The organism is Sphingosinicella sp. BN140058, assembly GCF_004135585.1.
Classification (GTDB): Bacteria; Pseudomonadota; Alphaproteobacteria; order Sphingomonadales; family Sphingomonadaceae; genus Allosphingosinicella.
This window is the reverse complement of sequence record NZ_CP035501.1, coordinates 4,183,042-4,196,069: the sequence shown is the minus strand read 5'-3', so window position 1 is coordinate 4,196,069 and position 13,028 is coordinate 4,183,042. Positions and strand designations below refer to the sequence as shown.

Sequence of the window (13,028 nt, the reverse complement as noted above, 5' to 3'; positions counted from 1 at the left end):
ACCGACGAGAGTCGGGGAGTCCGCTTGCTCCGGAGCACGCTTGCGGGCATTTAGGCGCGGGATTCAGGAGATCTGCCTTGCTTAAGATGTTGATTTCGAGCGCCGCCCTGCTTTCGGCCGGCGCCGCCGTCGCCCAGAACGACATGGTCCCGGTGCTCGGCGCCGCCGACGGTGGGACGGCCGTCATGAAGACGGTCGCCATCACTGCGCTCGGTGCCTATGCCAATGACGGCGACGAGCGGCTGATCGAGGTCCAGGCGGATGCCGACACGGACAGCGACGGCGCCAAGGACAAGGGCCTGCTCCGGGTCAGCTGCAACGGCGGCGACATCGTCAGCGGCGGCTTCCAGGCCGGCGCAACCGCCGCCGCGATCAGCCCGAAGCCGAAGATGGTGAAGGCCGCCGCCGCCTCGCCGCTCGCCGCCGGCAAGACCTTCAAGGTCAAATGGAACCTGCGCGATGTCACCGCCGCCAGCCAGACCGGCGCCGCCGTGCCGCTCACCCTCGCCTCCGGCCAGCCCGACATCTGCGCGTGATTGGGTAGGATCCTCCCGCCGACGGGAGGATCGACAGAAAGAAATACAGAGCAAAGCCGTTCGGGCTGAGCCGGTCGAAGCCCCTTTGTTGCCTTCCAGCACAAGACGAAGGGAGGGCTTCGACAAGCTCAGCCCGAACGGATCTCAAGGTTCAGGGATGCGGGTGCCGGTGCCGGAACCGCCGCCCGATGCCACGCAGCAAACCCGGTCGGGGCGCCGGATCGTCATCCTCGCCCGCACTCTCGGGATCGAGAAGCTCCTTCTGAACGAGCGCCTTTTCCAGGTCGTTCGGCTCCTTGGGCTCGAACGGCACCAGGGTCCGGCCTTTGCCGCGCAGCGCCTCGATCGTTCCGATCAGCCCTCTTTGCGCGAAATTCTCCTTCACCACCTCGCCCGGAACGCCGAGGTGCTCGGCGAGCAGACGGCAGCGCAGGAAGCCGATCTCGTCCTCGACGCCGTCATTGCCGGCCTTGACATCGAGCAGGAGATCGCATTCGCTGTCGAGACCCATCGAACGGTTGTTGATGTTGGCAGAGCCGACCCGCAGCATTTCGTCGTCGACGATGGTGATCTTGGCGTGGACGTAGATGTCCTCGCCGTCCGATGTCACCGGCGTGTAGATGCGGAAGCGCTTGTGGACATCGACCTCGGCCAGCCTGCGCATCAGTTCGGCGCGCGCGGGGCTCATCACCTCCTCCTCGACCAGCCCCTCGACGACGTTGGGGGTGACGATGACGAATTCCGGCCCGTCCGGCTCCTTCAGCCGCTCGGCGATCGCCGCAGCGATCGTGCGCGACGCGAAGAACTGGTTCTCGGCATAGACGAAGCGCCGCGCCCGCTTGATCATGTCGAGATAGAGCTCTTCGATCTCGCGCAGCGGCTCGACGTCCTTGATGCTGCCGCGGGTGCGGGCAACCGCAATGTCGACGCCCGCGAAGTGCGGCTCCAGCTCGGCGGGCCAGGGATCGCTCTCGACATCCGGCACGGGCAGCTTGCCGCCGCCGGCAATCTCCCACCGCTCCCGCGCGAGGTCGCCGAGCGCCTTGGCGGCCGCGCCGTCGACCGCCATCGTCGCATCGTGCCAGGGCCCGTACAGACGCCCGGTGGTCGGGCGCTTGCGGCGCGGATCGTCGGTGCGATGCTCGCTCGTGTCCCAGCGTGTCGCGGTCATGTCGATGCCGCCGCAGAAAGCAAGGCGATCGTCGATCACCACGATCTTCTGGTGATGACTGGCGGCGAACGGATGCGCCGCGTCGAGCTTGAAGGTGATCTGCTTGCTCGCCGCCCATTGCGCCAGCCGGAAGATGGTGGTCCCGCGGCCGAGCAGCTTCACCGCGCCGAGATTCCAGCGCAAGATGTTGATCTTCACTTCGGGACGGTGCTTTGCGAGCCATGACAAGAACGGCCCGAGCTCGCCGGGGGCGCCGTCCCGTTCTTCCTCGTCGAGGAAGATCCGGGTGTCGAAATCCCAGCCGATCAGCATGATCTGGGATTTGGCGCGAAGCATCGCCTGGCGTGCGAGCTTGAAATAGTCGCAGGCGTCGACGACCAGAGCGGCCCGATCGGCCCGCTCGATCCGCCAGCAATTTCGCCCCGGCTCAAGCACGTGCGGGGATCGGCAGGTTACGCGGAGTGTGGAACATGGCGCGTGAACGCGGCAGCGGCGGTTCGGTTTCGCTGCCGAAACGGCCAAATTTGGAACCGTGGCAAGCGCGGGATTGTTGAGGGCCCGCAACAGCCTGGTGGAAGGACGAGATGGACGAACCGGCAGGGAAAAACGTCGGCCACTCCGGCCCGCCCGCTTTCTTCGCCTGGCTCGTCCACGCTTTTACCGCGAGCGGCGCGATCCTTGCCATGCTGGCCCTGTTCGCGGTCGAACGCGGCGAGTGGCGCCTGGCTCTGTTCTGGTTATTCGTGGCAGTGGTGGTCGACGGCATCGACGGCAGCTTCGCGCGCTGGGCGATGGTCAAGGAGAAGGCGGCGCGAGTGGATGGCGACACGCTCGATCTCGTCGTCGATTATCTGACCTACGTGTTCGTGCCCACCCTGTTCCTGTGGCGCGCAGGGCTGATGCCGGAGGTGCTGGCGCCCTGGTTGGCGGCGGCGATCCAGCTTTCGTCGCTCTATTTGTTCGCGCGCAAGGACATGAAGAGCGACGACAATTATTTCCGCGGTTTTCCCGCCCTGTGGAACGTCGTCGCTTTCTATCTCTTCGCACTCGACGCCGGGCCGGTCGCCGGCACCTTCGTAATCCTGTTTTTGGTGGCGGCGACCTTTGCGCCGATCCTCTTCATCCACCCTTTTCGGGTGCGCGATTACGGCCGCTGGCCGCCGCTCCTTGCCGCCGTCTGGGCGGTTGCGAGTACGGCTTTGCTGTGGTTCGACACAGCCGGTCCGTCGCGCAGCCTCTGCCTTATCCTGTCTGTCGCAAGTGCGGTCATCCTGGTCGGGCTTGGCCTGCTGCGGACGATCCGCGGCAAGCGCCCTTGATCAGCCGCGCAGCGGCGGCAGCATGGCCCCGCTCGGGCTGACCACGTTGAGCACGCGGGTCGCGCGATTGTAGGCGGCGACTGCGGCCGAGATCACCGAATTCTGGCCGGGATCGACCGCAAGCAAGGCATAGCGCGCCATGTGGAGATCACGGACGATCGACACCGCCTCGGGCGGCGGCGGCTCCTGCTTTGCGGTGATCTCTGCGATCCGCTGCGCCGCTTCGATCTGGGCAAGCCGGGCTTGACGCGAGGGACCGTAATCCGTGCTCCGCGTGATCGACACTGCTTCCATTGACGCCACCCCCCTGAACGACCTTACACCCGTCATTCGTCCGAGGAATTTCTACCGCAACCGTAACGTCTTGGCAAGGATTGGCCGAGCCTTTGCCTCTGCGCTGTCCTGCCTCGCATCCTTCAGCCGCGACGCAGCTCGCTAGGGGTGATGCCGAAGCGGCCCTTGAAGCGCCGGTAGAAGGTCGAGGGTTCCGGAAAACCGAGTTCGGCGGCGATGTCGCCGATCGGACGCAGCGCCTCGGCGGGATCGGCGATCCGGCTGCGAATCGCGACCAGCCGGCGCTCCGCGACATAATCGGAGAAACTGGTGCCTTCGTCCGCGAACAGGCTGCGAACGTAGCGGGGGCCGATTCCGAGCGCCTGCCCGGCGGTGCGCGCCGACAAGGTCGAGAGGTGAAGGTTGCGGGCGATGTAGCGCTTCACCGAAAGCAGACGGGCCGCGCGGGCACCGCCGTCCTGCGCGCCTCGTGCCGAATCACCGCCGGCACCGAGCGCGAGTGCGACCAGATCGACCAAATGCCCGGACACGATCTTCGCCATGTCGGGTGCGATCGGAAGGTGGGTGACCGACCACAGATAATCGAGCAGCAGGCGTGCCTCCGGGCGGGTGCGATCGATCCGATCGAGCGGCACGTCGTCCAAGTCCGGCACGCGATCGACCAGAAGATCGCGCGCGATCTGGATGCAGGCGGTCCACGATCCGTCGGTCGTCGTCGACGAAAAGCGCCGGTCGAGCGCCATGATGCAGGCGGCGCCGGGTGCCGTCTGCAGGTCCGGCGCACCCGGTCGTTCGAGCCGGTGCCCGCCGGCGATCCAGGAGATGCAGAGATCGTCCCTGCCGTCCGCCATCAGATCGGCGCGCCTCGTCCAGGTCACCGGGGTAAGTGACCCCACCGATGCACTGAGGCTCGGCAGGATGAGGGTCGCGGCCTCGAACTCGAGGCCGGCGTCGGTGCGGGATTCGAGATCGAGACCCATGCCGATCCGCCCGTAAAATTCCCGGATCTCCTCCTGGCGGGTACGGCGATCGAGCGCACGCGTCGACACGCGTGCCACCGTGACCGCCCCCTCCGGCATGTGCGAGCCTTCGACATCCATCCGAGTCGGCACCTCCAATTCGAGTGTCGCAGGTTCGGACGATTAGGCAATTGTGCGGTAACAGCCGGCGCGGCGACCGGAGGAGCTCCGGCGAACAGATTGCACCGGATCGGATGGAAAGCGCTCAGCGCAAGCGGCGCTGAAGGTGGACGAGCGAGGCGTCGTCGGCGAGGGGCCGGCAGGTGAAGCCGAGACGCCGCTCGAGTTCAATCAAAGCCCAATTGTCGGCCGAGGAGATCGATTCGAGAATGCGGATGCGGCGCGCCTCGGCATAATCGGCGACGTGCATCAGCAACCGCGCGCCGATGCCGCGGCGCTTCACGTCCGAGCGAATCGCAATCGCCACTTCCGCCCGCTCCCGCGCTTCGTCGGCAACGAGCATTGCGCTCCCGACGAGCATGTCGGCCTCGCCCCAGAAAGCGAGGAAGTTTTCGGTTCGATCGTGATCGACCGCGGTCATTTCGATCAGGCGCGCCTCCCCGACTTCGCGCACGGCGGTGAGGAACCGGTAACGCAGATCCTCCAGCGACAGCCGGCGATAAAATTCGGCGAGGGCGGTCACATCACCGGGCTCAACCGGGCGGACGAAGAAGCGGATGCCCGATTTCGCGACGAGCGAGCCCGACCAGTCACCGGATCGAAGGATGGTCTCTGCCATCGAGCGGCAACGAACCGGGTCAGCGGACGCTCCGCGCCGCAGCGGTTCAGACCGCGGCCGCCAGAGTCTCGACCCAGCCTCCGATCGGCGTCTGACCAAGATCGCCGTTGTTGAAGATGACGATCGTTCGATCGCCGTCGAGGCGGTGCGCAATGTGAGCGCGATAGGCGTCGACCTTGCCCGTCTCCCAGCCCCAGTCCGCGTTGCCGATCCGATGGATCCGGCCGCCGAGGGCGTATTCCTGGTCGGCACGGCGGATCCGGACCAGTTCCCGACGCGACGCGTCGCGGAGCAGCTTCGTCGCGAAGATGCCGTGGGCGGCGCGGACCGCATCGGCCGCGGTTCCGGCGACATTGCCGCTTGCGCCTGCGAATGCCGGAACCGGCGACATCTTGCGAACCGGCGGATCAAGGGTCTGATAGGCCGCTGCCATTCCGGTCACCTTGTCCTTGCCGCCATTGGCGAAGACCGTGCGCGACATGCCCAGCGGCTTGAACACCAGCCGTTCGACCACCGCCTCGAACGCCTCACCCGTGATCCGCTCTACGATTGCCCGCACGATCACCCAGTTGAGCGCGGCATAATCCCAGCCATCTCCGGGCGCGAAGGCAAGGTCTCCGCCTCCGAACCGGCTGACGATCGCCGCCGCGGAGGCGGTAGAGGTGCGAAGTTCCGGCTCCGACTTCAGTTGGCGGCTGAGCAGATCGGGAATACCGCTGGTGTTGGAGAGAAGATGGTCCAGCGTCACCCGGCTGCCGGTATCGGGCCGGAAATCCGGCAAGTAGGTCGCGATCGGCGCGTCGAGGCGGAGTGCGCCCTGCTCGGCGAGGCGGAGGACGGCAACGCTGGTCAGCCATTTGGATGCGGAGCCGAATGCGAATTTCGTCTCGGCGTCGACGGGAATGCGCGCCTCGACATCGGCCCAGCCGTAAGTGCGCAGAAAGTCGATGCGGCCTTTCACGGCATGGGCGATGATGCCGCTGAAATCGGACGGCAGGTCCAGCCGCTGGACCGCTGCCGCGATTGCCGGATTCGTCCGCTGCCTGGCCGCCGCGTTCGCGCGTCCGCTGATCGCGAGCGCCGTCGCGCCCGCGATGAAATGCCGTCTGTCGATCATGAATCCCCCTGTCGCACCTCTCTAGCCGCCCTCAGCCAAGCAGCGCAAGCGCCCGTATTTTCTCGCTAAAATCTACAGGCCGTAGAATCCGGTTCCGCTCAGCCTGGCAGCAATCGACGACCGTTGCTCCGGCCGCTGATAGTCGCCGATCATCTCCGCCTGCGCCTCCAGCCGGCATTTGCCGAACGGGCGCGGATCGTCCGCGTAGCGGTACATGGCCGAGGCATCGAAACGGCAGGCCTTCAGCTCGCGCCCGTAGCGCAGCAGGAAGAGCGGAACGCCGAGCACCCACCATTGCCAGACATGGGTCATTTCATGGAGAAACAGCCGGCGCGCCTCGTGATCCTTCGCGTCCCAAGCGAAATCGCTTCGATAATGGATCCGAAAGTAGATCGTCCGGCGCAGGGCGATGGCGGTGGCGCGGTTGCGAAACGCCATGCCGGCAACGGGGTTGCGGCCGGCGCCGTCGCAGAGCCGCACCGCCCGGTAGGGAAGCGGATCCGGAAACACCCTTCGGCAGAGGTCGATCTCGCCCGGTGTAAGCGGCCGCCCGGCGCCCCTCATCGCTCCAGCGCGAGCAGCGCGAAGGTGGCGAGCCAATGCTCTCCCATATAGTCCCCGGCGACGTGCGGGAGGCTGGCATCGAGGTGCTCATCGGCGGTGCGTCGGACGAGTTCGGCAAGCGCCGGATCGAGCGCATCGGCGATTCCCCGCCAGCACCAGGCGCGGCTGAGATTGAGGCCGTCGAGATGGGCGATCTTGCCGTCGCTTCGATCCGAGACGATGGCGGGCGTGAACAGGCTGCGCGGTATGCCCACCGCGGCCTCCGGCAGGAAGGCGTCGAACCAGTCCGCGAACCCCGCGTCACCGAGAACGGTGCGCATCAGCAGCGCCTCGCTGAGGCCTCCTGAGAGGAATTCGTCGCCGCCCGGTTCCCAGCCATGATAGCAGCGATCCTCCCCGAACCAGTCGCGGGCGCGGCGGCGAACGAGGTCTGCCAGCCCCCGATCATTCGCTTCCGCCCATTCGAGCGCGAGGGTGAGCGCGAACGCGGTGTTGAAATGGGTGCCGACGCGCAGCGGATAAGTGAGCTTGGGCAGGAACAGGTGGAACCGGTCCGCAAAGGCGGCGGCGAGCGGCGCCAGATCCGCACCCCAGGGCTGGTCCTCGTGTCGCTGGGCCTCTCGGTGCAGTGCCAGCAACCACGCCCAGCCATAAGGCCGCTCGAAGCCACCCGAATAGGCGCGGTCCAGATACGCGAGCTCGCCGGCGATGTTGGCAGGAGTCAGAAGCTCGTCGGCCAGCCTTTCGATCCGCCGCGCTTCGGCCATGTCCGGGAACAGCCGGCGCAGGCGCAGCATCAACCACCAGCCGTGGACGCAGCTGTGCCAATCGAAGCTGCCGTGGAAGATCGGATGAAGCTGGCCTGGCGACAGCACGTCCTCCGGCCCGTCCATCACATGATCGAGCTTGTGCGGATATTCGCGGGTGACGTGACCGAGGGCGATGCCGGCGAAGCGCGCTGCGATCTCGGGCGTAAGGCTTTGGGTCATCGGAACGCCAGGAAATAGATGAGAAGGATGTTGATCAGGAGCAGCGGCAGCGCCGTCCCGACCTGCGCCTTGATGACGCCGTTGCGGTCCTTGAGTTCCAGCAACGCCGCCGGGACGATGTTGAAATTGGCCGCCATGGGCGTCAGCAGGGTTCCACAAAAGCCGGCCAGCATGCCGATCGCGCCGATCACCGCCGGATCGCCGCCATAGGTCCGGATCAGCAACGGCACGCCGATCGCGGTCGCCATCACCGGAAAGGCGGCGAAGGCATTGCCCATGATCATCGTGAACACCGCCATGCCCAGCGCGAAGACGACGACGGTCAGAAAAATGCTGCCCTCCGGAATCAGCGCCCGCGTCGCGTCGCCGATGACGGTGCCGACGCCGGCGGCGGCGAACAGCACGCCGAGCGCCGCCAGCATTTGCGGCAGCACCGCCGCCCAGCCCATCGCATCGATCAGCCGTCGCCCCTCCTGCAGCGGCGCCGATGCCGGCGGCCGCAGCCAGGCGAAGATGACGGCGAGCGCGAGCAGGACGCCGAGCGCGAGCAGGATGTAGGTCTCGCGCTTGGCCTCGAACCAGCCTGATTGGCCGAGCGGCGTGTAGGTGTAGAGCAAGGTGCCGATCAGCGCTGTCACCGGGATGATCAGGGCCGGCAGGAACAGCCGGTTGCCGAGGCGCTGCGACCACCTCTCGCGCTCCGCCTCGCTCAAGGTCGGCGGGGAGGATCGGCCCAGCGATCCGAAGCCGGCAAGGCCTGCGAGCCCGAGCACGAGGAGGCCGTTGCCGAAGTCGCCGAGCCGGTCGCCGGCGAGCAGGCTCAGCGCCATTAGGCCCCAGAAGGCGGCATTGCCGAAGCGCTTGCGATTGGATCCGTCGAGTGCGCTCAAGATCGCGAAACCGGCAAACATCAGGCCGGCAAGGACGTAGAGCCAGTGGAGGGTGATCATGTCTTTTCCTCCTCCCCAAGCGAAGGCTCGTCGCTTCGTGACAGGGAGGATCTCGAAAGTCGTCGATCGAGCAACAGCAGGCGCGCGCCATGGATCAGGAAGGCCGCGACGGCGGTCGGAATCGCCCACAAAGCGAGATGCAGCGGTGCGAGATCGTAGCCGTTGGCGGCGAGCGTCTGCTGGATCAGGACGATCGAGCCGATCGCGAAGAAGATGTCCTCGCCGAAGAACACGCCGACATTGTCGGTGGCCGCGGCGTAGGATTTGACCTTGTCCTGCTCCTCCTCGCTTAGGGCACCATGCTGCTTTTCGGCCGCGGCCAGCGCCATCGGCGCGACCAGCGGCCGCACCGTCTGCGGGTGCCCGGCGGTCGAATGGAGGCCGATCGCCGCGGTGAACTGACGGTAGAGCAGGTAGAGGACGAGCAATCGGCCCGCGGTTGCGCTTGCCAGCCCGCGGATGACGCTCGCCGCGCGCTGCTGCAGCCCGAACCGCTCGAGCAGGCCGATCACCGGCAGGACGATCCAGACGATGGCGATGATCCGGTTGTCGTTGAACGCCTTGCCGAAGGTCGCGATCACCTGGACCGGGTCCATGCCGGCGAGCAGACCGGTGGCGATCGCCGCGACGGTGACGACCAGCATCGGATTGAGCTTCAGCATGAAGCCGACGACGACGATCAGGATGCCGAGCAAGGGCAGCCAGGTCATGCCTTCGTGCTCCCTTCATCGGCCCCGGGGCCGAAACCGCCGCCGCCGGGCGTTTCGATCACGAACAGGTCGCCGGCCTCCATGTCGACGGCGGCGGTCGCGCCGAGCGCTTCGCTCCGTCCGCCGGCGCGAACCACGCGATTGACGCCCGGCGCGGCATCGCCGCCGCCCTCGATGCCGCGCGGCGCGACCGTCCGCCGGTTGGAGAGGATGTTCGCGCGCATCGGCTCGAGAAAGCGGATGTGCCGCTCGACGCCGTCGCCGCCGCGCTGCCGGCCGTACCCGCCCGAACCATGGCGAATGGCGAATCGCTCGAGCAGCACAGGATAGCGCGTCTCCAGGATTTCGGGGTCGGTCAGGCGGCTGTTGGTCATGTGGGTCTGCACCGCGCTGGCGCCGTCGAAATCCGGCCCCGCACCGGCGCCGCCGGCGATCGTCTCATAATATTGGCGATGCTGGTCGCCGAAGGTGAAATTGTTCATCGTGCCCTGGCTCGGCGCAAGCGCCCGGCAGGCGGCGAACAGGCAGTCGGTGATCACCTGGCTGGTCTCGACGTTGCCGGCGACCACCGCCGCCGGATAGTGGGGATTGAGCATCGAGCCTTCGGGCACGATCAAGGTGATCGGCCTCAGGCAGCCGTCGTTCATCGGGATCGCATCGTCGACCATCGTCCGGAACACGTACAGGGTCGCGGCACGGCAGATCGAATACGGCGCGTTGAAATTGTTAGGCTGCTGGCCGCTGGTGCCGGTGAAATCGACGATGGCCGAGCGCGCCTTGCGATCGACGATCACCTTCACATGGATCTCGGCGCCATTGTCCATGCGATAGACGAACGCGCCGTCGCGAAGGCCGCCGATCAGCCGCCGCACTGCCGCTTCGGCATTGGCCTGGACGTGGCCCATATAGGCATCGATCACCACCCGCCCATAGTCCGCGGCGACGCGGCGGAGTTCCGCGGCGCCGCGGGTGCAGGCCGCGACCTGCGCCTTCAGATCGGCGATATTCTGATCGGGATTGCGGGCGGGCAAGGCGCCGGCGCCGAGCAGCGCCCGCATGTCGGCCTCCAGGAAGGTGCCGGCATCGACGAGCAGCACATTGTCGATCAGCACGCCTTCGTCGTGGACGTCGCGGCTGTCGGGCGGCATCGATCCCGGTGCGATGCCGCCGACATCGGCATGATGGCCGCGCGCCGCCACATACCAGGCGGGTGCCGGGTCGTCGTCGACGAACACCGGCATGATTACGGTGATGTCGGGAAGATGGGTGCCGCCGCGATAGGGTGCGTTCAGCACGTAGACGTCACCCGGCTTCATGCCCCGCCCGTCGCGCCCCTGCCCGCGCGCCTCGATCACGGTGCGGATGCTGTCGCCCATCGAGCCGAGATGAACCGGTATGTGCGGCGCGTTGGCGATCAGGCAGCCGTCACGGTCGAACACCGCGCAGGAGAAATCGAGCCGCTCCTTGATATTGACCGATGACGCGGTGTTCTGGAGCGCGACCCCCATCTCCTCGGCGATCGCCATGAAGAGGTTGTTGAACACTTCCAGCATCACCGGATCGGCGTCCGTGCCGAGCGCCCGGGCCGCGTCGCGGGGCGTGGTGCGGGTGAGAATCAGATTGCCGAGACCGTCGACCTTGGCGCTCCACCCCGGCTCGACCACCGTCGTCGCGGACGGATCGATGATCAGTGCGGGTCCGGAAATGCTGGCGCCACAAGCAAGTGTCCCCCGGTCGACCACCAGATCCTCCCCGGTACGGGGAGGGGGACCGCCGCCGCAGGCGGCGGTGGAGGGGCTGGCACCGGCTCCGAGGCTGCCCCTCCACCAGCCTTCGGCTGGTCCCCCTCCCGGTACCGGGGAGGATTTTCCCACCGCCTCTACGATCGCGGTCTCGACGACCACCTTGGTGCCAGGCGACACGAACCCGAACCGAGCCTTGTGCGCCGCCTCAAAGTCCGAACGCATCGCCTCCGCCGTACCGACCGCCACTTCCAGTACGCTGTCGCTGCCGTCGTAGCGCAAGGCCGCGCGGCGGTGCGTCTCGATCGCCTCTACCGCCACCCCCTGCGCGGCCAGCGCCGCTTCCGCCTCCTCGGCAAGCGAGTCCAGCATCGCTTCCAGCGCCGCCGTCGCGTCCAGGCCTTGCCCGAAGGTGCGCTGGCGAAGTTCCACCATGTCGGCGAGCCCCATGCCGTAGGCGCTGAGCACGCCGGCAAGCGGATGGATCATCACCGTGCCGATGCCGAGCGCGTCCGCGACCAGGCACGCATGCTGCCCGCCGGCGCCGCCGAAGCAGACCAGGGTGTAGCGGGTGACGTCGTGGCCGCGGGCGATGGAGATGCGCTTGATCGCATTGGCCATGTTGTCGACGGCGATGCGGATGAAACCCTCCGCAACCGCCCGCGCATCGAGGCCGGCACGGCGGCCGATCTCCTCGCACAGCGCAAGGCTCACCGCGGCGTCGATCGGCTGGTCGCCGGCGGCACCGAACACCTTGGGAAAATGCTCGGGCCGGATGTTGCCGAGCACGACGTTGCAATCGGTGATGGTCAGCGGTCCGCCGCGACGATAGCAGGCCGGGCCCGGGACCGCGCCGGCGCTGTCCGGTCCGACGCGGAAGCGATCGCCATCGTAATGGCAGATCGAGCCGCCGCCGGCCGCCACCGTGTGGATCTCCAGCATCGGCGCGCGCACCCGCACGCCGGCGACGACCGTTTCGTTGGTGCGCTCGTAACCGCCGGCATAATGGGAAACGTCGGTCGAGGTGCCGCCCATGTCGAAGCCGATGATCCGCGTGAAGCCGGCTTCTTCCGCAGTCTTGACCATGCCGACGATGCCGCCGGCCGGTCCGGAGAGAATCGCGTCCTTGCCCTGAAAGGCGGCAGCGTCGGTGAGCCCGCCGCTCGACTGCATGAACAGCAAGCGAGTCTCGGCCCCGATCTCCGACACGACCCGGTCGACATAGCGGCGCAGCACCGGCGAGAGATAGGCGTCGACGACGCTGGTATCGCCGCGCCCGACGAGCTTGATCAGAGGCCCGACCCTGTGGCTCGCGGAAATCTGGGAGAAGCCGATCTCGCCGGCGATCTCGGCCAGAGCGGCTTCATGGGCGGTGAAACGCCAGCCGTGCATCAGCACGATCGCCACCGCGCGATAGCCGTCGTCATAGGCTGCCTGAAGGTCGCGCCGTGCCGCCTCGCGGTCGAGCGGCCGCAGCACGGTGCCGTCGGCGCTAACGCGTTCGTCGATCTCGGCGACGCGCCCGTAGAGCGTGTCCGGCAGGATGATCCGCCGGGCAAAGATGTCCGGCCGTGCCTGGTAGCCGATGCGCAGCGCATCGCCGAGGCCGGCGGTGATCGCCAGCACCACTTTCTCGCCCTTGCGCTCGAGCAAGGCATTGGTGGCAACGGTGGTGCCCATCTTCACCGCGGCGACCGGCGCCGCGCCCTCCTCCGCCAGCAGCGCGCGGATCCCCGCGACCGCGGCGTCGGCGTAGCGCTCCGGATTCTCGGAAAGCAGTTTACGGGTCAGCAGCCGCCCGTCGGGCGCTTGCGCGACGATATCGGTGAAGGTGCCGCCACGGTCGATCGAGAAGGTCCAATTTGCCGTCATGCGCAG

The 13,028-nt window shown here is 67.1% G+C and carries 12 protein-coding genes; 2 read left to right on the top strand and 10 right to left on the bottom strand.

The genetic code is table 11. From position 1 onward, the window contains the following. The first annotated feature begins 77 nt into the window (after positions 1 to 77). Positions 78 to 536: a hypothetical protein gene (locus ETR14_RS18850; RefSeq protein WP_129387464.1), complete on the top strand. Its 459-nt coding sequence runs from the start codon at positions 78 to 80 to the stop codon at positions 534 to 536. 151 nt (positions 537 to 687) lie between these two features. Here ETR14_RS18850 and ETR14_RS18845 read toward each other — a convergent pair whose 3' ends face one another. Then, a complete protein-coding gene (locus tag ETR14_RS18845) occupies positions 688 to 2,142 on the bottom strand; it encodes a phospholipase D-like domain-containing protein (protein WP_243455582.1) in 1,455 nt (484 codons plus the stop codon). A gap of 149 nt (positions 2,143 to 2,291) precedes the next feature. Between ETR14_RS18845 and ETR14_RS18840 the strand changes: the two genes are divergently transcribed. Next, on the top strand, positions 2,292 to 3,026 hold the full coding sequence (locus ETR14_RS18840) for a phosphatidylcholine/phosphatidylserine synthase (RefSeq protein ID WP_129387461.1): 735 nt from the start codon (positions 2,292 to 2,294) through the stop codon (positions 3,024 to 3,026). On the opposite strand, the gene ETR14_RS18835 is transcribed toward ETR14_RS18840, so the two are convergent. The 9 genes from ETR14_RS18835 to ETR14_RS18795 all read right to left on the bottom strand — a co-directional run bounded on the left by ETR14_RS18835 (position 3,027) and on the right by ETR14_RS18795 (position 13,022). Continuing rightward, positions 3,027 to 3,320: a hypothetical protein gene (locus ETR14_RS18835; RefSeq protein WP_129387458.1), complete on the bottom strand. Its 294-nt coding sequence runs from the start codon at positions 3,318 to 3,320 to the stop codon at positions 3,027 to 3,029. Positions 3,321 to 3,442: 122 nt separating this feature from the next. Further along, a complete protein-coding gene (locus ETR14_RS18830) occupies positions 3,443 to 4,420 on the bottom strand; it encodes an AraC family transcriptional regulator (protein WP_129387455.1) in 978 nt (325 codons plus the stop codon). A gap of 124 nt (positions 4,421 to 4,544) precedes the next feature. After that, the gene (locus ETR14_RS18825; RefSeq protein ID WP_129387453.1) at positions 4,545 to 5,078 is read right to left on the bottom strand and encodes a GNAT family N-acetyltransferase; all 534 of its coding nucleotides are present in this window, start codon (positions 5,076 to 5,078) and stop codon (positions 4,545 to 4,547) included. 46 nt (positions 5,079 to 5,124) lie between these two features. Next, positions 5,125 to 6,195, bottom strand: a complete 1,071-nt coding sequence (locus ETR14_RS18820; RefSeq protein WP_129387450.1) for a serine hydrolase — start codon at positions 6,193 to 6,195, stop codon at positions 5,125 to 5,127. A 72-nt stretch (positions 6,196 to 6,267) separates the two neighbouring features. After that, on the bottom strand, positions 6,268 to 6,759 hold the full coding sequence (locus tag ETR14_RS18815) for a hypothetical protein (protein ID WP_129387447.1): 492 nt from the start codon (positions 6,757 to 6,759) through the stop codon (positions 6,268 to 6,270). Next, positions 6,756 to 7,748 (bottom strand): DUF2891 domain-containing protein, encoded by a 993-nt coding sequence (locus ETR14_RS18810; protein WP_129387444.1) that lies wholly within the window; start codon positions 7,746 to 7,748, stop codon positions 6,756 to 6,758. Before ETR14_RS18810 ends, ETR14_RS18815 begins: the two co-directional genes overlap by 4 nt. Further along, positions 7,745 to 8,698 carry a DUF979 domain-containing protein gene (locus ETR14_RS18805; protein WP_129387441.1) on the bottom strand — a complete coding sequence of 318 codons (954 nt, stop codon included), beginning with the start codon at positions 8,696 to 8,698 and terminating at the stop codon, positions 7,745 to 7,747. The genes ETR14_RS18810 and ETR14_RS18805 overlap by 4 nt, the downstream gene beginning before the upstream one ends. Then, positions 8,695 to 9,408, bottom strand: a complete 714-nt coding sequence (locus tag ETR14_RS18800) for a DUF969 domain-containing protein (RefSeq protein ID WP_129387438.1) — start codon at positions 9,406 to 9,408, stop codon at positions 8,695 to 8,697. The genes ETR14_RS18805 and ETR14_RS18800 overlap by 4 nt, the downstream gene beginning before the upstream one ends. Continuing rightward, positions 9,405 to 13,022 carry a hydantoinase B/oxoprolinase family protein gene (locus ETR14_RS18795; protein WP_129387435.1) on the bottom strand — a complete coding sequence of 1,206 codons (3,618 nt, stop codon included), beginning with the start codon at positions 13,020 to 13,022 and terminating at the stop codon, positions 9,405 to 9,407. The genes ETR14_RS18800 and ETR14_RS18795 overlap by 4 nt, the downstream gene beginning before the upstream one ends. Between the last annotated feature and the right edge of the window lie 6 nt (positions 13,023 to 13,028).

Excerpts from the sequence above, each read along its gene's own strand:
- ETR14_RS18830 (WP_129387455.1), bottom strand. The coding sequence starts at position 4,420 with ATGGATGTCGAAGGCTCGCACATGCCGGAGGGGGCGGTCACGGTGGCA.
- ETR14_RS18840 (WP_129387461.1), top strand. The coding sequence starts at position 2,292 with ATGGACGAACCGGCAGGGAAAAACGTCGGCCACTCCGGCCCGCCCGCT.
- ETR14_RS18815 (WP_129387447.1), bottom strand. The coding sequence starts at position 6,759 with ATGAGGGGCGCCGGGCGGCCGCTTACACCGGGCGAGATCGACCTCTGC.
- ETR14_RS18825 (WP_129387453.1), bottom strand. The coding sequence starts at position 5,078 with ATGGCAGAGACCATCCTTCGATCCGGTGACTGGTCGGGCTCGCTCGTC.
- ETR14_RS18820 (WP_129387450.1), bottom strand. The coding sequence starts at position 6,195 with ATGATCGACAGACGGCATTTCATCGCGGGCGCGACGGCGCTCGCGATC.
- ETR14_RS18810 (WP_129387444.1), bottom strand. The coding sequence starts at position 7,748 with ATGACCCAAAGCCTTACGCCCGAGATCGCAGCGCGCTTCGCCGGCATC.
- ETR14_RS18835 (WP_129387458.1), bottom strand. The coding sequence starts at position 3,320 with ATGGAAGCAGTGTCGATCACGCGGAGCACGGATTACGGTCCCTCGCGT.
- ETR14_RS18800 (WP_129387438.1), bottom strand. The coding sequence starts at position 9,408 with ATGACCTGGCTGCCCTTGCTCGGCATCCTGATCGTCGTCGTCGGCTTC.
- ETR14_RS18795 (WP_129387435.1), bottom strand. The coding sequence starts at position 13,022 with ATGACGGCAAATTGGACCTTCTCGATCGACCGTGGCGGCACCTTCACC.
- ETR14_RS18805 (WP_129387441.1), bottom strand. The coding sequence starts at position 8,698 with ATGATCACCCTCCACTGGCTCTACGTCCTTGCCGGCCTGATGTTTGCC.